18 protein-coding genes and 1 pseudogene are annotated in these 23,388 nt (G+C 50.2%); 13 read left to right on the forward strand and 6 right to left on the reverse strand.

Annotated elements, in window-relative coordinates; translation table 11 throughout:
- A pseudogene (locus ABD892_RS00005) lies at positions 1-218 on the reverse strand (transposase); the annotation flags it as partial.
- A 322-nt stretch (positions 219-540) separates the two neighbouring features.
- Here ABD892_RS00005 and ABD892_RS00010 point away from each other — a divergent pair.
- The 10 genes from ABD892_RS00010 (at position 541) to serS (ending at position 12,157) form a co-directional block, all read left to right on the forward strand.
- Positions 541-1,920: an LSm family protein gene (locus ABD892_RS00010; protein ID WP_345192539.1), complete on the forward strand. Its 1,380-nt coding sequence runs from the start codon at positions 541-543 to the stop codon at positions 1,918-1,920.
- A gap of 36 nt (positions 1,921-1,956) precedes the next feature.
- The gene (locus ABD892_RS00015; protein WP_345192542.1) at positions 1,957-2,886 is read left to right on the forward strand and encodes an SET domain-containing protein-lysine N-methyltransferase; all 930 of its coding nucleotides are present in this window, start codon (positions 1,957-1,959) and stop codon (positions 2,884-2,886) included.
- A 132-nt stretch (positions 2,887-3,018) separates the two neighbouring features.
- The gene (gene trpR, locus ABD892_RS00020; RefSeq protein WP_345192544.1) at positions 3,019-3,291 is read left to right on the forward strand and encodes a trp operon repressor; all 273 of its coding nucleotides are present in this window, start codon (positions 3,019-3,021) and stop codon (positions 3,289-3,291) included.
- Positions 3,284-4,564: an aromatic amino acid transport family protein gene (locus ABD892_RS00025; RefSeq protein WP_345192546.1), complete on the forward strand. Its 1,281-nt coding sequence runs from the start codon at positions 3,284-3,286 to the stop codon at positions 4,562-4,564. Before trpR ends, ABD892_RS00025 begins: the two co-directional genes overlap by 8 nt.
- A gap of 162 nt (positions 4,565-4,726) precedes the next feature.
- A complete protein-coding gene (locus tag ABD892_RS00030) occupies positions 4,727-5,773 on the forward strand; it encodes an ADP-ribosylglycohydrolase family protein (protein WP_345192549.1) in 1,047 nt (348 codons plus the stop codon).
- A gap of 120 nt (positions 5,774-5,893) precedes the next feature.
- Positions 5,894-8,212, forward strand: coding sequence for a DNA translocase FtsK (locus ABD892_RS00035; RefSeq protein ID WP_425559132.1), 2,319 nt, complete (start codon positions 5,894-5,896; stop codon positions 8,210-8,212).
- Between the two features lie 110 nt (positions 8,213-8,322).
- Positions 8,323-9,027, forward strand: coding sequence for an outer membrane lipoprotein periplasmic chaperone LolA (gene lolA, locus ABD892_RS00040; protein WP_345192551.1), 705 nt, complete (start codon positions 8,323-8,325; stop codon positions 9,025-9,027).
- 20 nt (positions 9,028-9,047) lie between these two features.
- Positions 9,048-10,385: a replication-associated recombination protein A gene (locus tag ABD892_RS00045; RefSeq protein ID WP_345192553.1), complete on the forward strand. Its 1,338-nt coding sequence runs from the start codon at positions 9,048-9,050 to the stop codon at positions 10,383-10,385.
- A 77-nt stretch (positions 10,386-10,462) separates the two neighbouring features.
- Entirely contained in the window at positions 10,463-10,855 is a 393-nt protein-coding gene (gene crcB / locus ABD892_RS00050; RefSeq protein ID WP_345192556.1) for a fluoride efflux transporter CrcB, read from the forward strand.
- A 24-nt stretch (positions 10,856-10,879) separates the two neighbouring features.
- Complete coding sequence (serS, locus tag ABD892_RS00055; protein ID WP_345192558.1) at positions 10,880-12,157, forward strand: serine--tRNA ligase; 1,278 nt, start codon at positions 10,880-10,882, stop codon at positions 12,155-12,157.
- A gap of 55 nt (positions 12,158-12,212) precedes the next feature.
- Here the strand turns inward: serS and glpK are convergent, their stop codons facing one another.
- Positions 12,213-13,715, reverse strand: a complete 1,503-nt coding sequence (gene glpK, locus ABD892_RS00060) for a glycerol kinase GlpK (protein WP_345192561.1) — start codon at positions 13,713-13,715, stop codon at positions 12,213-12,215.
- 267 nt (positions 13,716-13,982) lie between these two features.
- Here glpK and cysG point away from each other — a divergent pair, with 267 nt between their 5' ends.
- Positions 13,983-15,377, forward strand: coding sequence for a siroheme synthase CysG (gene cysG, locus ABD892_RS00065; protein ID WP_345192563.1), 1,395 nt, complete (start codon positions 13,983-13,985; stop codon positions 15,375-15,377).
- A gap of 40 nt (positions 15,378-15,417) precedes the next feature.
- On the opposite strand, the gene ABD892_RS00070 is transcribed toward cysG, so the two are convergent.
- Both ABD892_RS00070 and ABD892_RS00075 read right to left on the reverse strand, forming a co-directional pair.
- Positions 15,418-16,065 carry a deoxynucleoside kinase gene (locus tag ABD892_RS00070; RefSeq protein WP_345192565.1) on the reverse strand — a complete coding sequence of 216 codons (648 nt, stop codon included), beginning with the start codon at positions 16,063-16,065 and terminating at the stop codon, positions 15,418-15,420.
- A gap of 2 nt (positions 16,066-16,067) precedes the next feature.
- Positions 16,068-16,610, reverse strand: a complete 543-nt coding sequence (locus tag ABD892_RS00075; RefSeq protein WP_345192567.1) for a thymidine kinase — start codon at positions 16,608-16,610, stop codon at positions 16,068-16,070.
- 360 nt (positions 16,611-16,970) lie between these two features.
- On the opposite strand from ABD892_RS00075, the gene htpG reads away from it, so the two are divergent.
- Positions 16,971-18,878: a molecular chaperone HtpG gene (gene htpG / locus ABD892_RS00080; RefSeq protein WP_345192569.1), complete on the forward strand. Its 1,908-nt coding sequence runs from the start codon at positions 16,971-16,973 to the stop codon at positions 18,876-18,878.
- A 346-nt stretch (positions 18,879-19,224) separates the two neighbouring features.
- Positions 19,225-20,844, forward strand: coding sequence for a M4 family metallopeptidase (locus ABD892_RS00085; protein WP_345192571.1), 1,620 nt, complete (start codon positions 19,225-19,227; stop codon positions 20,842-20,844).
- 60 nt (positions 20,845-20,904) lie between these two features.
- Here the strand turns inward: ABD892_RS00085 and fabB are convergent, their stop codons facing one another.
- Both fabB and fabA read right to left on the reverse strand, forming a co-directional pair.
- Entirely contained in the window at positions 20,905-22,122 is a 1,218-nt protein-coding gene (gene fabB / locus ABD892_RS00090; RefSeq protein ID WP_345192573.1) for a beta-ketoacyl-ACP synthase I, read from the reverse strand.
- A gap of 18 nt (positions 22,123-22,140) precedes the next feature.
- A complete protein-coding gene (gene fabA / locus ABD892_RS00095; protein ID WP_345192577.1) occupies positions 22,141-22,656 on the reverse strand; it encodes a 3-hydroxyacyl-[acyl-carrier-protein] dehydratase FabA in 516 nt (171 codons plus the stop codon).
- Between the last annotated feature and the right edge of the window lie 732 nt (positions 22,657-23,388).

Raw genomic sequence — 23,388 nt, forward strand, 5'->3', positions numbered from 1 at the left:
GCCAGGGCTGATATGCCATTCTTGGTTTGAGTCATTAAAAACATGCCCAGAAACCAGGTGGTGAAGGGCAACTTGCTGGCTTCCAGGATGGTACCGCTGGTCAGTGATGTTTGATGGCGACAACGATTACATTGGTAAAGTTCACGGGTTTTCAGGGTGCAATACTCCCGGCAACAACACAGAGGGCATTCAAACCCATTCGGCCAGCGCCATTTGAAAAACTGATCGCGNACTGGCCATGACACGTCTCCTAACCCAGGGAAAACCAGTGTCGTAAGTTTAGACGGGAGAATGGCTTACGCTAGGTGGTAATCAGGTAAGGTTTTGGGGAGTGTTATTTAATGTCATTGCCTATGTATCCATAATATGTTGTAGATGTTTATGTCAATTTAATGGCATCGATTTTTTTTTTTTTGTTTGGAAAATGGGTTTTTGAAAGGTTCTTTATAATAGAACGGTGACAATGATCAATAATCTATTTATTGGTAATATTTGTCATGTATGAAAGCGCCTTTTGTACAGGATGTTTAGGGTGTAATAATGATTCTTTCGCTCCTAAAAAAGCTTGTTTTTCTCTTGATTGTGATTTTCATTGCATGGTTTGGGTTTAAATATTATTCAGAAAAAAGAATTAAAGAGGGGCTGGAGCAGGCTGCTTATATGGCCTCTTCTGATATGCGTATTAGATTTGACGAGGTGACGGTTGATATTTTTGGGGAGATTTCTGTTTCCGAGATCGAAATTGCACCAAGAAATTACATGGAAGATAAGGTCTATACCAAAAAAGCATCGGTAGTCTTTCCAAATACATTTGAAATGATAAAGCTGATGTACGATGTCAGAATGGATAATGATTGGGAAATGCCTGATTCATTAATAATACGTTTTGATGGTATGAATGATCCTTTGATCAGTGAATATGGCCAGTATGCTCAGGCTGTAAAAATAACAAATGCCAATATTAAACAGCGATTGGAGGGAGTCGTTGAACCTGTTTGTGATGGGCATTATATGTTTGGCCCCGCTGCAATTAAAGAAATGGGTTACGATGCAATTTTCTCAAGTATGTTTGTGGCGTATGAGTTTAATCGTTTGGATCAAAAACTCAGTTTAAGAATTGGCGGTGGTGTTCCTGATGCTTATACTGTGACCGCAAAAGTAAATCTTGAGAATCTGAGCTCTTTGGGGATGCAGGATCTCATGTCTATGCCTTCTATTGATAGCCTTGAGCTGGTTTATCAAGATGATGGTTTAATGAAGGAAGTTAATCGTTTTTGTTCGAGTAAAGAAGGAATAACAGTTGAGGAATATATCAAACGTTTTGCTGTATTGCCTGATGATTATTATGCTATTTCATGGGGATTGATTCCTAATCAACCAATGAAGGCAGCTTACCTTGATTTTATGAAAAATCCTGATAATATCACTATTACCTCATATCCTCCGCAAGATTTTAATCCCATGATACTGGGTGTTTACGAGGCACAGTATTTAGTTGAAGTTTTAGGATTATCCCTGAGTGTTAATGACAAAACAGTCACGCCATTTGAGCTCAATGTACCAAAGAAAGGTTATCAGGCCAAGCAGCAAGCTAATGTAAAAGAAAAAGTGTCGGAGCCTAAAAAGCGGGAAAGGATGGCTGTAAAAGAGCCGGAAACGGAACCTCCTTCTGCCAAAAAAGAACAGCCAGAATCTCCGCTGCGAAATAAGATAGGGGCTAGCCGTGTTATTCCACCTGATCAGATTTCAGATTACGTTGGACATTATGTGAAGGTTTCTGTAGAGCGATCCAAGCATTTTACTGGGATTCTGGTTTCTGTTGAGCCTGATACTGTTTCATTACAGTTAAGACATGGTGGAGGAACATTCACCATGCCAATCAAAAAACATAGAATTGAATCAATAGAACGACTGCGCTGATTCTCAAGTAACAATTCTATTTATAAGGTGTCATGCTTGTCTTCGAAAATTCCACCAGGTCACTCTGCCGGTTATTTTCAGGTCAATAGCAACCGTGCAGATGAAAAAGATAGCCGTGAGCTAGATAAGCCGTATCTCCCTTCAGAGGATCATTACAAGTGGGTGAGTAAACGTTCTTTGCAGTGCATTATGATCTCGCCATTTTCTATACCGAAAGACCGTTTATCATTACAGAAACATAAGTATATTGATGATTGTCTTCCCGACAGAAAGCCGAAAAACAATAACTCTCTTGTGCTATCTGAATACTGGGATAACAGGGCGCCGCTATGTGTTTTGGGGGCTGATGCCAGTAATCTTAAAGAGTCATTTTCAGAGAAAGTGTCAGAACCACTGATTATTCTTCCCCCGGCCCTTGAGCAACGATTAAAAGCGCTTTCAGGTCGTCACCCATTAATGGAACAGGATCACTGGGCTGAATCTATCGAGCATTGGCTATCACTTGATGGTGACGAACGTAAAGAGACTATTGAGTCATCTTTGCAGCTGACCACCATACGGCATACGGATCCCAGAAAAAAGCTCCATGCTCAGTCTGGTGTTATTGCAGCATGTGATATTCCTGCTTTCAGTGTGATCGCGCCGTATGCCGGCCTTTATTGTGCGGGTAATGATGTTGCTGAAGAAAAAGCTCGCTATGGTGCCAATGTTGGCCGCTATGCCGTGGACTGTTCCCTTGAGGGTGTACAAATTGATTTGTGTGGCTATGGACATGGCAATATCACCATCTGTATCAATGCTAACACCACATACTCTGAGCTTGATCCCGTGCTTCGAGATAATGCCTGCTTTGTACTGGCAACCTATCAGGGATGGCCATATGTCTTTGTCGTCAGTATCGAACCTATAGAGAAGGAGGCCGAAGTATTAGTCGATTATGGTCGCTACTACTGGAAGGGTTACTAACTCGCTTGCCTGCCGGTTTCATATAAATAAATCGCCTATCAATGAATAAGTATATATCGCTATGTTATCTATAGTGTGTACTGCTGTACTGTTACACCGATACATGGTGAATGATGGATAGTTGGTACTTCCGTGTTTATTAATCTGATTCAAAACGCAACAAACCGAGAAGCGATTGAGCGCTTGTTCAAGCTGATGCTGACCAAGGATGAGCATAATGCCATCAATGGCAGGGTCGCCATTGCAAAGGCCCTGATTGATGGTAACGAGAGTCAGCGGGAAATCGCAACGCGTTTGGGGGTCAGTATCGCCACTGTCACGCGGGGTTCCAACAATCTCAAATCCATGAGCGACGACGAACGTGACTTTCTAATACAGGCAATACAGGCAGTACATAATGAATGATGTTGCAGTTTCTGCGGGAGATATCGGGAGTACGCCCCGATCCAGCCTGAGTAAAGTCCTTGGGGGAGCCTTGATTGTGGCCGGTACAGGCATTGGTGCCGGTATGTTTTCATTGCCTGTTGTCAGCAGTGGTATGTGGTTTAGCGTATCGATTGCTGTCCTTGTACTGGCCTGGTTCTGTTGTTACAGCTCTGCACTGTACCTTCTTGAAGTGAATCTTCATTACAAGGACGGTGCCAGCTTTGATACGTTAGCCGGAAAAACCATTGGTAATACCGGTCGACTGATCAATGGTGCCTCTGTTGCCTTCGTCTGCTATATCCTGACCTATGCCTACATTTCCGGTGGCAGCTCTATTATTTCACATTCCATGGAGTCTCTGGCGGGAATTGCGGTGGAGTCACACCTGGCTAGCCTGATATTTGCGGTGGGTCTATCGGTTTTTGTCATTATTGGACCCAAAGCTGTTGACCGTATTACGACCGTGATGGTTGCCGGTATGGTGATCACGTTCCTTAGCTTTACAGGTGGCCTTGTCGGCAGTGCGCAGCAGGAAACACTCTTTCCGGCACTGCCGGTGAGCGAGAGTCTGCCTTTCGTTTTGATGGCGCTTCCGTTCATGATGGTCAGCTTTGGCTTCCATAACTGTGTCCCCAGCCTCGTGAAGTATATGGGGGGCAAGGAATCACGTCCGCTGCGCAATGCGATTCTTGCGGGTTCCCTGTTGGCACTGGTTATCTATATTCTGTGGCAGGTGAGTATCATGGGTAACCTGTCCCGTGAAGCATTCGGTGGAGTGTTGGGCAGTGGCGGTAATATCGGCGCATTGATCCGTGCGTTGGAAGATACTGGTATCAGTGTCCATCTGTCGGGTGCTTTACAGGTATTCTCCCAGCTGGCCGTTGCGACCTCGTTTGTTGGGGTGTCACTGGGTCTGTTCGATTATCTGGCAGACCTGTTCGGGTTTTCTGATGATATGCCTGGTCGTCTGAAGACCGCAGCACTGACGTTCATTCCTCCCACGTTGCTTGGCGTGTTTATTCCTGACGGTTTCATTACAGCGATCGGTTTTGCTGGATTGGGCGCGACGTTTTTCTGTGTGATTGGCCCGGTACTGATGGTTCGTCAGACCCGTCGTCAAGGATTGTCTGGATCTTCTTTCCGTGTCTCTGGAGGGAATGCCCGTCTCTGGCTGGTGCTGACTTTCGGTGTCGCAGTGATGCTGCTCGAAGTGCTGAATATGCTGAAAGTCCTGCCTGCTTTCACTGGTTAATCCAGTCTTCTGACTGTGGCAGTTAACTAAAGGGTTAGCTGCCGCTCGACAATCTTTCTCCTTCCACCCTGCTAGACTGATGAAATCCAATGTTATGTCACCCAGTGCCTTGCTGCTGTGTGATATGTCTTTGTTTTCCCATGTTTACAGGTAAAAATCCACATGGCTGGCAATATACAAGCCGGCACAGTCCTGTCCCGAGAAGAGCGGATTGAAGGCGCACTGCTGGGGCTGTTTGTCGGTGATGCGCTTGGACTTGGATATCACTGGTACTATGACCTGAATCTGCTGGAGCATGATGTTGGCTCGTGGGTGACGGACTACCTGGATCCTGTGGTCAAGAGTGAGCATGGTTGTCGGCATATCAGTCAGTACCGTTTGGAACACGGGCTGAGAGCCGGTAATTATTCTCAAACCGGGCAGATATTATTCCTGTTGCTTGAATCAGTAGTTGAGCAGAAAAGTTTTGATGTTGCTGTCTTTGCCCGTGCTTTAGACGGCCTTTTAAGCGAGCTCAATGGTGAGCCGTTATCTGGTCGATACACTGAGGGTCTCGTCAGAGATCTCTGGCAAAAACGCCGACAGGGTATTGACTGGAACTCACCTGAGCTACCAACCGATGCGGATACCTCTCTGGGGGCGCAGCTTTGCGTGATCTTGGCAGCGCTATGCAGTGATCGACGGTCATTGGCTGAAGCGGCTGATCGGTTATTGAAGGTACTTTATCGAGACCACTATCTTCGTGCCTGTCAGCTGGTGTATGCGCTTACCGTTCAGAGTTTGATTCAAGGGATCTCTCTGGCGGAATTGGATGAAACTGTGACTGGCATGTCGGGAAATCCGGATGTTATGGGTCGGGTTGGATCATACGGCTCTCTGCAGCAGCCAGGTTTGGGGCAGATTGCTGAACGACCCGAAATGGTCAGTGTGGAACCCGCTAAATATATTAGTCTCGTATTTGGTATGGATTGTCAGGTGACACATCTTCTACCTGCAGCTTACTATCTCCTATACCGTTATCCCGACAGTTTCGAAATGGCCATTCTGTCTGCCAGTAATAGTGGGGGAGAGAATGTTGCCAGAGCCGCTCTGACCGGTGCATTGGTGGGTGCTTTCCATGGTGTGAATGCGATTCCCGAGCGTTTCTTGCATAAACTGGAAAATGGTGCAGCCATTCGATCTTATGCGCAGGCGCTTGCCCAGCTGTAAGCGCCGATGTGTGATGTAATCGTTCCTGCTTCGGGAATCAGGTAATGACCACCGTAGATTCCTCACGGAAAAGACTTACAATAGAGAATGTTACGTTAGCGTCAGATTTTCAGGTCTAGAGTGAAACAGCAGAAAAAACAGGACACTGAGAGCAGGCAGCCCGGGCCGTTTGCTCTGAGACTCAAGGAAGGGTTCATGTTGACCCTTTTGGTTGCCGCTGCTTATCTTTGCATGGCGCTGGTGACGTATGATGCCGGCGATCCCGGCTGGACGCATATCGGCCATTCGCAAATGGTCGTGAACAGTGCGGGCAGGGCGGGTGCCTGGTTTGCGGATGTGCTGTTTTCCCTGTTTGGCCATATGGCGTTTCTCTTTCCGCTGCTCTTAGCCTGGAAAGCCTGGACCGTGTTTCGTGATCGTTACGAAATCCGTGGCTGGAACTGGCCACTATTTACCCTTCGTTTTGCCGGACTGTTGTTGGTACTGACCAGCGCCTGTGCGCTGGCAGCTCTGCATTATTTACAGGCTGGCGCCGGGTTGCCGGCGTCGAGCGGCGGCATTTTGGGTAAGCTGGTACTGGATGTTGCGCTACCTGCACTGAACCGTTTTGGCACTTCCCTGATTTTTCTCTCGTTATTTCTGTTTGGTTTAACACTGTTAACGGACTTGTCCTGGTTCCGCCTCATGGATCTGGTGGGTAAGTGGACGCTGGATGGTTTTTCGCTGTTTCAAAATGGGTTCAGAAAACTGGTTGTCAACATAGAAGCCCGCAGGGAAAAACAGACCGTTGAAAAAATACGGCAGGAGCGTGAGTCTGTTATTCAGAAAGAAAAAGCCAAACAGGCTGAACGCACGCCTCCGGCGATAGCACCGCTACCGAAAAAACCTGAACCCAGTACACGAGCCGTGAAGGAAAAACAGCAGGTCTTGTTTGACGATACGGCTGTCGAAGGTAGTCTGCCTGCCGTGGGTTTGTTGGATGCACCGGATCATTCACGTAAAAAAGGGTATTCCGAAGAATCCCTGCAGGGGATGTCACGCTTACTGGAACTTAAGCTGAAAGACTTCGGTGTTGATGCGGAAGTGGTCGCTGTTCACCCAGGGCCGGTTATAACCCGGTTTGAGATTCAACCGGCTGCTGGTGTCAAGGTCAGCAAGATCACCAATATTGCGAAAGATATTGCCCGTTCTCTGGCTGTAATCAGTGTGCGGGTGGTTGAGGTCATTCCAGGCAAATCAGTCGTAGGCATTGAGATTCCAAATGAGGACCGGGAGATTGTCTATTTCAGTGAGCTGATTGCGTCAAAAGTTTTTGATGAATCAGAGTCGCCGCTCACCCTGGCGCTGGGGCATGATATTGGTGGCCATCCGATGGTCGCAAATCTCGCAAAAATGCCCCACTTGCTGGTTGCCGGTACAACGGGTTCCGGTAAGTCGGTAGGTGTAAATGCGATGATTCTGAGTATGCTCTACAAGGCGTCTCCGGAAGAGGTCCGCCTTATCATGGTTGACCCGAAAATGCTGGAGCTCTCGGTCTATGACGGTATTCCGCATTTGCTGGCGCCTGTTGTCACGGATATGAAAGAAGCGGCTAACGCCCTGCGATGGTGTGTCGCTGAGATGGAGCGGCGTTATAAGTTGATGGCCGCTATGGGGGTGAGAAACCTGGCAGGTTTCAATCGCAAGCTGGAAGAAGCTGAAAAGGCTGGTGAGCCGTTGCGGGATCCTTTCTACCAATCGGTTTCCGCCGATGACCTTGCGCCAGAACTTGAAAAATTGCCCTTTATCGTTGTCGTAATTGACGAATTTGCTGACATGATGATGATTGTCGGCAAGAAAGTTGAAGAGCTGATTGCCCGAATCGCCCAGAAAGCGCGGGCGGCAGGCATTCATTTGATCCTGGCAACACAGCGTCCTTCTGTGGATGTCATTACGGGGCTGATCAAAGCGAACGTTCCGACCCGGATCAGTTTCCAGGTCTCGTCAAAGATCGATTCACGGACCATTCTGGATCAGGGCGGCGGTGAACAGTTGTTGGGGCATGGTGATATGTTATATCTGCCGCCCGGTACCAGCCTCCCTGTACGGGTTCATGGTGCTTTCGTCAGTGATGATGAGGTGCACCGGGTTGTGGCTGACTGGAAGAAGCGTCAGGAACCCAATTATATCGAGGATGTTCTCAGTGGTGCCGGGGATGCTGATGGTGAAGCAGGCGCTTTTGGTGTCAGCAGTGATGAAGAGCAGGATCCCCTGTACGATGAGGCGGTTGCCTTTGTGACTGAGACACGACGTGCATCTATCTCTTCGGTTCAGCGCAAGCTCAAAATCGGTTACAACCGTGCAGCCCGGATGATCGAAAGCATGGAAGCGGCTGGTGTAGTTTCTGCCATGGGCAGTAACGGTAACCGGGAAGTGATCGCACCTCCGCCACCACGGTAGTAACATAACGGCATTGGCCTGAAGGTGAAGGGTGGTTGATCAAAACTGCCATCCTTCAGGGAAAGCTTGTGTTACCCTTAACCGCAGTTTTCAGAGCAGAATCCTATTGCATGTTTCAGAGCGATAAATTCTCCATCCGTCGCCTGGGCGGATTGGCCTTGTCTATTACGTTGCTGACATCACCGGCTTATGGTGAGAGTGCGCCAAGCAACAAAATGAATACTGTTGAGGTGTCAGCCCAGGAGCAGCAGGCGGCGAGTCAGCTGGCGAAGTTGCTGAATCCGCTTCATTACATTCAGGCTGGATTTGCACAGCATACACTGGAAGCCAGTGGTAAGCGTATTCAGGAATCTGAAGGGGTGATGACTGTTCAACGGCCGAACCTGTTCCGCTGGGAGGTCAAGAAACCCTTTCCCCAGGTCGTAGTGTCCAATGGCCAGAAGGTCTGGCTGTATGATATGGATCTTGAACAAGTCACGATTCAGAAACTGGATGCTCGCACCAATACCACGCCGGCATTGATCCTGAGTGGTGAAACGGCGGATCTGACCAGAAACTTTCGTGTTACTGAATCGGTTGCTGATGGTGTGGCTTTGTTTACGTTGATACCGAAAGGACAGGATGCGCTGTTTGAAAACCTGCAGTTATCGTTCCAGGGCAAGACGCTCCGGGAAATGATGCTGACCGATGCGCTTGGTGCCAGAACCCGTATTGAATTCAGTAATCTGTCCAGCAGCAGTAAGCGAAAGCTAGCAGAGAAAGACTTTGAACTGTATATCCCGCCCGGCGTGGATGTGATTGACGATGAGAGCTGATAAGGACACCGCAACAACCCATGAGCCGCTCTCTGTTTGATACCCTGGAAAAACCCTATGAACCACTGGCTGCCCGGATGCGGCCACATACCCTGGATGATTACCTCGGGCAATCCCATATTCTTGCAAAAGGTAAACCGTTGCGGGAGGCGCTTGAGCAGGGCCGCCCCCATTCCATGGTGCTTTGGGGGCCGCCAGGTGTCGGTAAAACGACACTGGCCAGACTTGTGGCCAATGTTTGTGATGCGCATTTTGAAACGCTTTCTGCCGTGTTGTCGGGTGTTAAGGATATTCGTGCCGCAGTAGAGCGGGCGCGTATGGCCCGCGAGCAGAGTGGACGACGCAGTATTCTCTTTGTGGACGAGGTCCACCGTTTCAACAAGAGCCAGCAGGATGCGTTTCTGCCGCATATTGAAGACGGCACCATTATTTTCATTGGCGCGACGACTGAAAATCCCAGCTTTGAGCTAAATAATGCGTTGTTGTCCCGGGCCCGTGTCTATGTACTCAAGCCTTTGGAACAAGAGGCGTTGGCCAGTGTGCTGGAACACGCCCTGAACGATAAGGAACATGGTTTGGGTGAAAACCCACCGGTGCTGACAGATGAAGCAAAAGCCATGTTGTTTCGTGCTGCTGATGGTGATGCACGACGATTGTTAAATCTGCTGGAGATCGCGGTTGATCTGGCGTCGGATCAGGCTATCACTCCGAAGATTTTGCAGGGTGTGCTGGCAGACAGTAGTCGTCGCTTTGATAAGGGCGGTGATGCTTTTTACGATCAAATATCCGCTTTTCACAAATCGGTCAGGGGCTCCAGCCCGGATGCTGCGCTCTACTGGTTTGCCCGAATGGTGGATGGTGGCGCTGACCCTCTCTATGTCGTACGACGGCTGGTGGCGATTGCCAGCGAGGATATCGGCAACGCAGATCCCCGAGCCCTGGAGATGACCCTCAATGCCTGGCAGGCTTATGAGCGGCTGGGAAGTCCGGAAGGGTTGCTTGCCGTTGCCCATGCGACGGTATATTGTGCCTGTGCACCAAAGAGTAATGCCGTTTATCGGGCGATGAAGGCTGCGTTTGATGATGTCAGGAATAACCCTTCCTATGAGGTGCCGCTGCATATTCGCAATGCGTCGACCCAGTTGATGAAATCACTGGGGCATCATGAGGGATACCGTTATGCCCATGATGAGCCGAATGCCTACGCCGCCGGCGAATGTTATTTTCCGGAGGATATGGAGCCCCGGCGCTATTACGACCCTTCGGATCGCGGTCTGGAAAGTAAAATTCGTCAGAAGCTGGAATGGCTGCAATCGCTGGATGCAGCGGCTCCCAATCCCCGACGATCTTCATCCTGACGATTAATCTCAGACGGCTGTCTGGAATACCTTGAGCAGGTACTTTCCTGTTTTGAATGAAATCGGAATATTGTCTTATGTTTCTCTGGTTTGAATGGATTGCCATTGCCCTGGGTGGCGCGCTTGGCGCGGTCTCCAGGGCATTGATCTACCTGGGTTTTGCTGAGCTGGGTCAAGCAAAGCTGTTCCCGGTGCCCACGCTGGTTGCCAATATTATTGGATCTTTTATCATTGGCGTGACTTACTACGCACTGGTTGAACAGGCTTCATTACCGCCGATCTGGCGGCAGTTCATCATGGTCGGTTTCCTGGGTGCATTAACCACTTTTTCGACGTTTTCGCTGGATGCGTTTCGCCTGATACAGGACGGCGACCCGGTAGGCGCCATTGCCTACATGCTGACCAGTGTGGCAGGTTGCCTGTTGGCAACCTGGGCCGGTTACGCGCTGGCCGGTAAGGTCTTTGCTTAATACAGACAAGGTAACAGAGCTCTCATGCTAGATCCCAAATACGTTCGCGCCAATCCTGAGGAAGTCGCGGCCCTGCTGCGCAAGAAGCACTACGAACTGGATGTGGAACGGATCATGTCCTTGGATGCCGAGCGGAAGTCCATCCAGCTGCGTACCGAACAACTGCAGAGCGAGCGAAAGTCCGGTTCCAAGCAGTTCGGCATGTTGAAGGCAAAAGGCGAGGATGTCACTGAGCTCAAGTCCCGTTTGGATAGCATTAACGAGGAACTGAAGACCTCCGAGCAGACGCTGAAGGACCTTCAGGCGGAGCTGGACGGCATTTTCATGACCGTGCCCAACCTGCCGCACGAGTCAGTACCGGAAGGCAAGGATGAAGAGGATAACCTCGAAGTCCGCAAATGGGGTGAGCCCAAGCAGTTAGACTTTGAACCGAAAGATCACGTCGAGCTGGGTCAGGCCTATGGTCTGGATTTTGAAACCGGCGCTAAGCTGTCTGGAGCTCGTTTTACTCTGATGCGTGGCCAGATCGCACGCCTGCACCGTGCACTGGCGCAGTTCATGCTTGATGTGCAGACCAGTGAACACTGTTATGAAGAGTGCTATACCCCTTACCTGGTACACGACCATGTACTGCGTGGTACCGGTCAGCTGCCCAAGTTTGAGGAAGACCTGTTCAAGACCTCCTGCGAGGGTGAAGAAAAGCCATATTATCTGATTCCGACATCAGAAGTACCGCTGACCAACATTGTGCGGGATGCCATTCTTGAATCCGCTGAACTGCCATTACGCCTGACGGCGCACACGCCTTGTTTCCGTAGTGAAGCCGGTAGTTATGGCAAAGACACCAAAGGTATGATCCGTCAGCACCAGTTCGACAAGGTCGAGATGGTACAGATTGTTCATCCGGAGAAGTCTTTTGACGCGCTGGAAGAAATGACCGGTCATGCGGAAGCGATCTTACAGAAGCTGGGTCTGGCTTACCGTGTCGTTGCATTGTGTGGCGGCGATCTGGGCTTTGGCGCAACCAAGACCTATGACCTGGAAGTTTGGTTGCCCGGTCAGCAGAAGTACCGTGAGATTTCTTCTGTTTCCAACTGCCTGGATTTCCAGGCGCGCCGGATGCAGGCCCGTTTTCGTAATGCCGAAGGCAAGCCTGAGCTGGTGCATACCCTGAATGGCTCCGGTGTGGCTGTTGGCCGTGCCATGGTGGCTGTCATTGAGAACTACCAGGATGCCGAAGGTCGGATACACGTGCCTGATGCACTGAAACCCTATATGGGCGGCATTGAGATTATTCAGTAATTACATTGTCGTTTTAATAAAAAACCCGGCTATTGCCGGGTTTTTTTGTGCTGGATTAATCGTCGCTATTCCATGCCAAGGACCGTTTCAGGGCTTTTTGCCAGCCCTTGTAGCGCTGCTCGACCTCCTCGGCAGGCATGGACGCTGTGAAAATCGAGGCATCACTGGCTTTTTGTTTGAATGCATCGACGCTGTCCCAGAAGCCAACCGCAAGACCTGCCAGGCAGGCGGCACCCGCTGCCGTCGTTTCTGTAATGCCGGAACGTACCACATCAACACCCAGCATATCGGCCTGGAACTGCATCAGGAACTCATTGGCAGAGGCGCCACCGTCAACACGTAATTGGTGGAGTTCAATACCGGCGTCCTGTTGCATGGCATCCAGTACGTCGCGTGACTGGTAGGCAATGGCTTCCAGGGTGGCCCGGATTATGTGGTTGCGGTTAGCGCCACGGGTAAGGCCAACAATGGTGCCACGAGCATGGGCATCCCAATAGGGCGCTCCAAGTCCGGTAAATGCCGGCACCATGTAGACGCCGTTGGCATCATCAACTTTGCTGGCAAAATATTCGGAGTCAGCAGAATCCCGCACCAGTCCCATTTCATCCCGTAGCCACTGGATAGAGGCACCGCCCATGAAGACACTTCCTTCCAGAGCGTAATTCACCTTGCCATTCAGGCCATAGGCGATGGTCGTCAGCAATCCGTGGCTGGAAGGAACCGGTGTTTCACCGGTATTCATCAGCATGAAACATCCCGTGCCGTAGGTGTTTTTAGCCATGCCTTTCTCATAGCATTGCTGGCCAAACAGGGCCGCCTGCTGATCACCGGCAATACCGGCGATCGGAACGCTGATATTGTTGCGAAGCGTGGTTTTTCCATAGATCTCGCTGCAGCTTTTGACCTCTGGAAGCATGCTACGTGGAATTTGCAGGGCTTCCAGCAGCGTCTCATCCCACTCCAGTGTCTTGATATTGAACAGCATGGTTCGGGAGGCGTTGGTGTAATCGGTGACATGAGTACGACCATTGGTCAGTTTCCAGACCAGCCAGGTGTCCACGGTGCCAAACAGCAGATCACCTTTTTCGGCCTTTTCCCGTGCGCCATCCACATTGTCCAGAATCCAGCGAATCTTGGTGCCGGAAAAATAAGGGTCGAGTACCAGTCCGGTGTTTTCACGGACATAGTCTTCCATGCCCTGTTTTTTCAGGGACTCACAGATCTCGGCGGTTCGGCGGCATTGCCAAACGATAGCGTTGTAAATCGGCTTGCCTGTGTGGCGATCCCAGACGACCGTTGTTTCACGCTGGTTGGTGATGCCGATGGCTGCGACCTCTTCGACGCCAATACCGGCCTTGTCGAGGACTTCTGTCAGTGTGGCGTTCTGGGTCGCCCAGATTTCCATGGGATCATGCTCGACCCAGCCGGCCCGGGGATAAATCTGCGTGAATTCCCGTTGTGAAATGCCGACAATCTGTGCGTCATGATCAAAGATGATACTGCGGGAGCTGGTGGTGCCTTGATCCAGCGCGACAATATAGCGACTCTCTTGGGTCATTACTGGTCCTTGTCGATACCTGCGTGCCGTGGGGAACGGCAGTTCTCTTTGTGGCGTTTGCCGCTCTTTTTTTAAACCTTTTCAGGCGCACCGAGGTTACCATATTTGATGTTTTCAGGGGTATGGTTTCGGTAAAAAGCCTTTTTCGTATAAGGATATTTCAGGGTTTTATAAGCGTTTTGTCGTTTACTAGGTGTAAAATGCCATCGCAAGGGACAGGAACAGACAGGGAACCGGTCGCTTAGAGAATAAGATGGGGGTGCGACAGTGGATTATCTGCCGCTGTATCTGGATGTCAGGGATACCGTATGCCTGGTGGTTGGTGGTGATGCTGTAGCGCTTCGCAAGATTCGGTTACTGCTTTCAGCAGGGGCGCGCATTCGTCTGGTAGCGCCGGATATTCTTGAAGAGCTGGCCGGTATGCTGGATCACCAGCGACATGAAATCATTCAACGTCCTTTTCTGGATGAAGACCTGAGTGGTGTTCGGCTGGTCATTGCTGCAACAGACAGCGATGCGGTGAATGGCGCTGTTGCGGAGGCCGCTAAAGCCCGCGGTTTGACCGTGAATGTGGTGGATGGGGCAGAGCAGGGTAATGCCATTATGCCAGCCATCATAGATCGCTCCCCTCTAATTGTTTCCGTATCCAGTGCAGGTAAGGCGCCAGTGCTGGCCAGGTTGTTGCGTACCCGTCTGGAAAGTTTGCTTCCCGATGGTTACGGGCGCTTGGCGGAGTTGGCTGGCAGCTTCCGGACGCAGGTCAAAGCCCGATTTTCCAGCCTGAATGATCGCCGCTATTTCTGGGAGAAGGTGCTGGGAGGGCCGGCTGCAGAGCAGGCACTGGCCGGCAACATGGAACAGGCTCGGAAGATGATTGGCCAGGCGCTGGACGCACAGGATGAACAACAGGTTGGCGAAGTTTATCTTGTTGGTGGTGGGCCTGGTGATCCCGATTTGTTGACCTTCCGTGCTCTCCGGTTGATGCAACAGGCGGATGTCGTGTTGCATGACCGTCTGGTCTCAGAAGATGTGCTGGCCCTGTGCCGGCGTGATGCTGATTATGTTTATGTGGGTAAACGCCGGGATCAGCATACCTTACCCCAAGGCGATATTAATATGCTGCTCGTGAAACTGGCTAAAGAGGGCAAGCGTGTTTTACGTCTCAAAGGTGGCGATCCGTTTATCTTTGGCCGTGGCGGAGAAGAAATCGATACCCTTGCCGAAGAAGGTATTCCTTTCCAGGTCGTTCCGGGTATTACGGCCGCCTCCGGTTGTGCGAGTTATGCCGGTATTCCCCTGACACATCGTGACTATGCGCAGTCTGTTCGCTTTGTGACTGGCCATCTAAAAGACGGTGGTTATGATTTGAACTGGTCGGAGATGGTGCGCAAAGATCAGACACTGGTCTTTTATATGGGATTAATGGGGCTTCCCAGAATCTGCCAGGAATTGGTTGACCATGGTCGTAGCCCGGAAACGCCTGTTGCGTTGATTCAGCAGGGTACGACACGTGATCAACGTGTTTACACCGGTACTCTGGACTCAATCGTCAGCGATATTGCTGAGATAAAAATCAAGCCGCCCACACTCATCATTGTGGGTGAAGTGGTTCAGTTACATGAACGATTGAAATGGTTTGGTTTGGAGCAAGAGAATGCTTAACAAGCAAAAGGGCCTCTTAGAGGCCCTTTTTAATATGGGTTCAGGCAGCCAATGGCTGATTATCTTCGATGGTAGCAAAGATCATTTTGGCCAGCTCATGCTCGCAGCCGAACGCATTCCAGTTGACGGTCAGCATGGGGGTCTGCATTTCCCGGCAGATTTGGGGAAGGCAGGCTTCGTGGAAACGATGCAGGTCTTCCAAGTAAGCCAGCGGTGTGCCTGATTCGGCTGAACGGGCGCGTTCCAGCAGGCGGCTATGGGCAACTGTCGGGTTCGTCTGGAGGTATACAACAGCGCTGATGCGTGGATAATGCTCCAGACGGCGCTTGATGTCGTAGTAATAATCCATGTACATGGCATCAGGTTGTTCCATGGACAGGAAGTTCGCCTGGGAAAAAATCAGGTCTGAGTAGAGCGAGCGCTCGATCAGGTAGTTCTTGCCTCGGTCCAAGCCTTCTACCAGTGTCGCACGACGCTCGGTGATGTACTTTTGGAAGCGAATACGGCGGTTGGCATCGTGTGGATGCCTGGTGAAATCTTCCAGCAGTTCAGTAAAGCGTGGGTCGTCAACCGGTTCCTTCAGAGCTTCCCAGCCCATGGCCTCGGCAAGACGCGGCAGCAGCGTCGATTTACCGGCGGCGATGTTAGCTTCTACAGCAACAAAATGGTTGGTCTGGCAATCGGTCATGGTTAACAGGCTTCCAGGAAACAATGGGTGCAAACGGGAAAGTATTCTTCATCGTGGCCGACGATGATGGTTCGGCCATTGCTTTCACCGGTAAACTGGGTGAACTGGGCCGGTTTGCCGCAGTGGCAATTGGCAAACAGGGGTTCCAGTTTCTGCGAAAACTTCGTGATGGTTTCCGAAGCTTCAAAAATATTGCCCAGGTAATCCGTCATCAGGCCGTAGAAACGCACCTGCAGTGCAGTGTTCAGGCTGAGGCGGATTAACTGCTTGACGGTTTCGGCAGGCAGGAATTGGGCTTCATCGACCAGCAGAACCTCGGTGCCCGACGCATTCATTATTGACAGCAATTGATCCGTAGACGCAAACACTTTGCATTGCAGTTCGCTGCCATTGCGGCTTTTCACATAGCCATCCGGTGACCGGGTATCAATGGACGGGCGGACAACGGTGACTTTGTAGTGCTCAGACAGCGCGTAAAAATCACCGATCAGTCGTGCAGTCTTGCCGGATTTCATGGGGCCGTAAATAAATGAAATGGGTGTCATCGTGTCTCTGCTTGTCCTCCGGCGGTACGCGACTGCACCAGATGTTGGGCATGTAATGCTGTCGTCCTGACAGGTGGCGATCGAAGATCTTGTCACCGCGACGGGGCGGTTCAATGCCAAAGCGGCGCATCTTAGGGGCCATGGCCATCAGCGACAATAAGTATTTTGAACGGTTGTTATGGTCAATGACGATGGTGTTATTTGCCGAAGCGAATGTGTAGCCGTTCGGTCGCAAAGTGCGAAGTTTGATGGGGCTGAAATGAATTTGCTGGAAATCTGCCCTTGAAATCAGTCGGGATGACCTTATCTAGGTTTTCAGTATTTGTTTGTCATGCTGAATTCAAGAGGATAGAGCACCGTATGACCGTTGAAGCCAGTAAGGAGACCCTGGGGTTTCAGACAGAAGTCAAGCAGCTGCTGCAGTTGATGATTCACTCTTTGTACTCCCACCCGGAAGTCTTTCTGCGTGAACTGATTTCCAATGCCAGCGATGCAGCTGACAAATTGCGTTTTGCCGCGCTGCACGACAGCAGCCTGCTGGAGTCTGATCCAAACCTGGATATCCGGGTCAGTTTTGACAAAGAGGCCAAGACCGTCACCATCACTGACAATGGTGTTGGTATGAATCGTCAGGAAGTCATTGATAACCTGGGTACCATTGCCAAGTCCGGTACCGGTGAATTCCTGAAGCAGATGACAGGCGATCAGAAGAAAGACGCCCAGCTGATCGGTCAGTTTGGTGTCGGATTTTACTCTGCTTTCATTGTGGCGGACAAAGTCACGGTAGAAACCCGTAAGGTCGGTGAGCAGGAAGGTGTTCGCTGGATTTCTGAAGGTACCGGTGAATTTACGGTTGAGTCTATTGATCGCGAGAAGCGTGGCACTACCATTATCCTGCACCTCAAGTCAGAGCAGCAGGATTTTGCCGATGGCTGGCGTCTGCGTTCCATTATTCGCAAGTATTCTGACCATATTTCCCTGCCTGTTCTGATGCTCAAGGAGCAGCCGGAACCGGAAGAGGGTGAAGAAAAGGCTGAGGTCGAGCCAGAGTGGGAAACGGTTAATACTGCGAAAGCGCTCTGGTGCCGGAGTCGCAGTGAGATCAGCGATGAAGAGTACAAAGAATTCTACAAGCATATCAGCCACGATTTTGCTGATCCGCTGAAGTGGAGCCATAACCGGGTTGAGGGTAAGCTGGAATACACCAGTCTTCTCTATGTGCCATCCAAAGCACCGTTCGACCTGTATAACCGTGACATGCAGCAGGGCCTGAAGCTCTATGTGCAGCGTGTGTTCATCATGGATGAAGCCGAGCAGTTCCTGCCCATGTACCTGCGCTTCATCAAGGGTGTGGTTGACTCTAATGACCTGTCCCTGAACGTCTCCCGTGAAATTCTGCAGAAAGACCCGCAGGTGGAAAGCATGAAAACCGCTCTGACCAAGCGGGTGTTGGATATGCTGTCCAAGTTGGCGAAAAGTGACGCAGAAACCTACCAGGCGTTCTGGAATGAATTTGGTCAGGTGCTGAAGGAAGGTCCGGCGGAAGACTTTGCTAACCGTGAGAAGATCGCGTCTCTGCTGCGCTTTGCGTCCACACATGCTGCTACATCCGCACAGACGGTTGCCCTGGCCGATTACATGGGTCGCATGAAAGAAGGTCAGGAGAAGATCTACTTCATTACAGCGGAAAGCTACAATGCGGCGGCCAATAGCCCTCATCTGGAAGTCTTCCGTAAAAAGGGTATTGAAGTCCTGTTGCTGACTGATCGTGTCGATGAGTGGCTGATGTCCCATATGCACGAATTTGACGGCAAGTCGTTCGTTGATGTTGGTCGTGGTGACCTGGATCTCGGTAGCCTGGATGATGAAGCTGATCAGAAAGCCAAGGAAGAGGCCGCCAAAGAACACGAAGACCTGGTTGCACGTATTAAGAACGTTCTGGCTGACGGTGTAGAAGAGGTGCGGGTGACGAACCGTCTGACTGATTCACCGGCTTGCCTGGTGGTTGGTCAGTTTGATATGGGGGCTCAGATGAAGAGCATTCTCCAGGCGGCGGGTCAGGATGTACCTGAAAGTAAGCCGATCATGGAAATTAATGCTGATCATGCTCTGATTACCCGGCTGGATAATGAGCCTGATGAAGACCGGTTTGGCGATCTGGTGCATATTATCTTTGATCAGGCCAGCTTGGCTGCAGGTGGCAAACTGGATGACCCTGCGGCCTATGTCAAACGTCTCAATAAGTTCCTGGTAGAAGTGGCTGGCTAATTAGCTTCTATTTGTACCGTATGAAGATGCCGGAAAGTGTACGCTTCCCGGCATTTTTTATGCCTCATGTTTCTGTTATACGGAAGTGTTTATAACGCCGTGCCAGCGGCGGGCAGTTGTGTCTATTCTCCGCCCGCTCTGACAGGACAATCCTTGTCCTGCTTCGCTACCGCGGCATCCAGGCCGCTGCTGCAAATAAACACAACTGACCACTACAGTAAGACTGAGCGCTAATGAGATAGTTTCTTTCGGGTTCCGGTCTATAGTGAAGTTGATAGGGTTTTATTAATAGATAGAGCGACTTTTATCTGTATAAATTGATAGTTGAGATTTCAGGGACGATATCATGGCTTTCAAGCCTATCTTGAACTGCATTCTATGGGTGATGTTATGGCTTTCAACCAACGCTCAGGCTGCGATTGACGATCTACGGCTGGAGTTGTTTGATAAGAGGGTGCTGAAAGGCTTTACGGTCATCGATGACCGGAATAAGAGCGAGCAGGATATTGAGTCGCTGGATCATGCGCTGGTCAGGATTCATCAGTTTACCAATAGGCAGAGCAGCTATGCCCGTTACCAGCAATATTACAAGGGTGTGTTGGTTTTGGGACGCCATGTTATTGCGCATTTTGGCGCTGACAAGGATGAAGACCTGAGCAATGCCGAATTTTCTGGCAAGTTGGCCAGAGGTATACGCCTCACGATTGATGATGAGCTGAAAACGGATGCTTTTCGTGAAGAAATGCTCAGTTTTGCGAAGGAAGAGTTTACGGAGAGAACCGGAATTGCCGGTAATATCTTTGAGAGTGATACACGGCCGGCAATCTGGCTTGACCGTAATCGTACGGCGCATTTTGTCTATCAGGTGAGTTTCCGGGTGCGGCCATCGAATGGGCCAGAGAAGTGGCCTCATTATTTAATTGATGCTGCTGATTCCAGCATTTATCAATATTGGGATAATGTTAAATCCCTGTATCGGGATAAAGGGCCGGGTGGTAATGAAAAAACCGGACGATATGTGTTTGGAGAAGGTGGTTTACCTTCATTGTCGGTGACACAAAGCAATGATATTTGCCTGTTGGCCAATACGCGTCTGGTCGTTATATCTTTGAATAATCGCACTTTCTGGGTGGATGGTGATTTTGCCATGCCACTGAATTACGAGTGTGATAATAATCGAGGGGATACGTCCAATGGTGCGTTTTCACCCGCTAATGATGCTTATGTTTTTGGCAATATGGTTGTTGCTATGTATGAACGTTGGTATAAGCAACCGGTTCTGGCGGGTGGTCAATCGATTATGGTCGCAGTCCATGCGGGTGTTGATTATGAGAACGCTGTTTGGAATGGCCAGAATGTGCTACTGGGGGACGGGGGGAAACACTTTTATCCGTTTGTATCGTTGGGTGTGTTGGCGCATGAAATCAGTCATGCCTTTACTCAACAACATTCAGGGTTAACAGGCGCGGGCGAGGCTGGTGCGCTTAATGAGGCGTTTTCAGATATGGCGGCGATTACGGCTGAATATTATCTCAAAAGCCATGATGGAACAGCCCATGAACGACTTTATGGTCAAAACCAACTGACTTGGCAGTTCGGCGAACGTATCAGTAAAAGCAAGAACCCAATAAGATCTATCAGTCAGCCTGCGCTTTATGGTGCAGCGGGTTGTTATCATCGAGTGGCTGGCTGTTACCTGAGTTTTGATGATGTCGATAAAGGGGATGTTGCCCACCTCGGCAGCGGTCTGTTTAGCAAAGCGTTCTATGAAATGACAAAGCGCCTGAATGGCGATGTACGTAAGGCCTTTGGTCTGATGTTACGAGCCAATATGCTTTATTGGACACCCGATTCAAGCTTTGCAGAAGCTGCGTGTGGCGTAAAGCTGGCAGCCAATCAGGAAGGCGTGTCTGAATCGACAGTCAATGAGGCCTTTGAAACGGTTGGTGTGACACCTGCCTGTTAGTCGCAGGGGTAGGACAGAGATAATAAAAAGGGCAACAGCTGTTGCCCTTTTTATTATTGGTTATCCCGCAAACTTCTCAAATGCCAGACAGGCATTGGTGCCGCCAAAACCAAAACTGTTTGACAGAATACGGTTCAGGTCGCGTGATACTGATTCGCCAGTGATGATGGGAGCACCAGCAGCGCCTTCGTCCAACTCGGTAATGTTGGCAGAAGCACAGATGAACCCTTCTTTCATCATCAGGAGGCTATAGATGGCCTCCTGGACGCCGGCAGCTCCAAGTGAATGGCCGGATAGAGATTTAGTGGAGCTGATTTCTGGAATGGCATCGCCAAATACCGCTTTGATTGCGTTCAACTCGGTGATATCGCCAGCTTGTGTGCTGGTGCCATGGGTGTTGATATAGTCAATGTCGCCGTTGACCGTGGAAAGCGCCTGCTGCATGCAGCGTATAGCGCCATCGCCAGAAGGCGCCACCATGTCATAACCGTCGGAAGTTGCACTGTAACCCACGATTTCAGCATAAATTTTGGCGCCACGGGCCTTGGCGTGTTCCAGCTCTTCAAGAACAACCATACCGCCGCCACCGGCGATAACGAAGCCATCCCGAGTGGCATCGTAGGGGCGGGAAGCGGTTTCGGGGGCGTCATTGTATTTGCTGGAAAGGGCGCCCATGGCATCGAACATAGCACTTTGTGACCAATGTTCTTCTTCACCGCCACCCGCAAAGATAATGTTTTGCTTGCCCATTTGAATCTGCTCAAGGGCATTACCAATACAGTGCGCGCTGGTGGCACAGGCTGATGTGATGGAGTAATTAATACCCTTAATTTTGAACGGGGTTGCCAGGCAGGCGGAGACGGTGCTGCCCATAGTCCGCGGTACGCGATAGGGGCCTACTCGTTTGATGCCGCGGCTACGCAGAATATCAGTACTTTCGATGATATTGTTGGAAGATGCACCGCCTGAGCCTGCGATCAGCCCCGTCATTGCATTGGACACATCACTTTCTTCCAGGCCTGCGTCATCAATGGCCTGTTGCATGGCAATGTAGGCGTAGGCAGCAGCGTTGCCCATGAAGCGAAGGTACTTTCGGTCAATTTGGGATTCCAGGTCGATCTCGACGGAGCCGGAGACGTGGCTGCGGAAGCCCATTTCGCGATAGCTTTCGTTCAGGCGAATGCCAGAGCGACCGTGCCTGAGTGATTCGGTCACAGCATCAGCAGAGTTGCCTAGGCAGGAAGTGATGCCTAGGCCAGTAATAACGACTCGTCTCATGAATTAACCCGGGTTATGTCAAAAATTATCGGTTGAGGTAAACAGGCCGACACGTAGGTCCTTGGCAACGTAGATCTCCTTGCCATCGACGCTGACGGTGCCGTCTGCGATACCCATGATCAGTTTGCGGGTGATAACCCGCTTCAGATGTATGTTATAGGTCACAGTCTTGTGGCGTGGCAGTATCTGGCCTGAGAATTTGACCTCACCACACCCCAAGGCGCGACCGCGGCCAGGGTTGCCAAGCCAGCCTAGATAGAAACCCACCAGCTGCCACATCGCGTCAAGTCCTAGGCAGCCGGGCATGACTGGGTCGCCCGGGAAATGACATTCGAAGAACCAAAGATCGGGCGTTATGTCTAGCTCGGCAATGATTTCTCCCTTGCCGTATTCGCCACCTTCCTCACTGATGCGGCTAATGCGATCCATCATCAGCATATTGGGGGCTGGAAGCTGAGCGTTTCCTGGGCCGAAGAGCTCTCCCTGGGAACAGGCTAATAATTCATCACGGCTAAAGCTGTCTTTTTTCATCATGGAGGTCCGGTCGGCCAAATCATTCCCCTGTCCGGCGTTCATCGCCGGATTCAGCGGTAGGCAGGCACTACAGAGGATTACTGATAATGTGCGCCTCGCACAGGGAATTGTTAATGCTAACAGGTGACGAAGCTTCCCTGGCGCGCTGAGTATTACGTCACCGTGGCACTATAACACCGGAATGTCGTAGCATTAACGACAAACGTGAATTTGTAACAAAAAACAAAACGACTGTACACAGAACGTAACGCTTATATGGGATTGTTCTGCTACCAGGCTAATGGGTTATCGGTTTTTACTGGTAGAATCGGTCACTGGTCTATCGAGTGATATCGTGGGGTTAGATGAGGATTTTTGTAAGTGCTCAGGTGTGACGTTTAGCCACGTAAAAAGCACTGATCTGTGTGCCTTAAATGAGAAAAAATGGAGTGTGCCGTAGTGTTTGTTATTTCATTGCAATTGAAGTGTGGATAGACGGATTGTTCTGGTGAAATTGTTTTTATTCGACAGATACTATGTGGTTGTATGGTTTTTGGTAAATGTGTTTAGTGTGTGGTTTTTTTATTAAAGTATTTTGTTTGATTTTTTGGCTTTGTCATGTGTGTTTTGACTGGGTTTTCATTGTTATATTACCCTGTTTTTATTAGGGAACCTGCGATTAAGTCCCCGATAATAAGCTAATTTCCTCTCAGCCCTTGCTGGAGATTAGCCATGGACCAACAGCTCAGCTTT

Origin of the sequence: Kistimonas scapharcae (genome assembly GCF_039540975.1) — a bacterium.
GTDB classification, from domain to species: Bacteria; Pseudomonadota; Gammaproteobacteria; order Pseudomonadales; family Endozoicomonadaceae; genus Kistimonas; species Kistimonas scapharcae.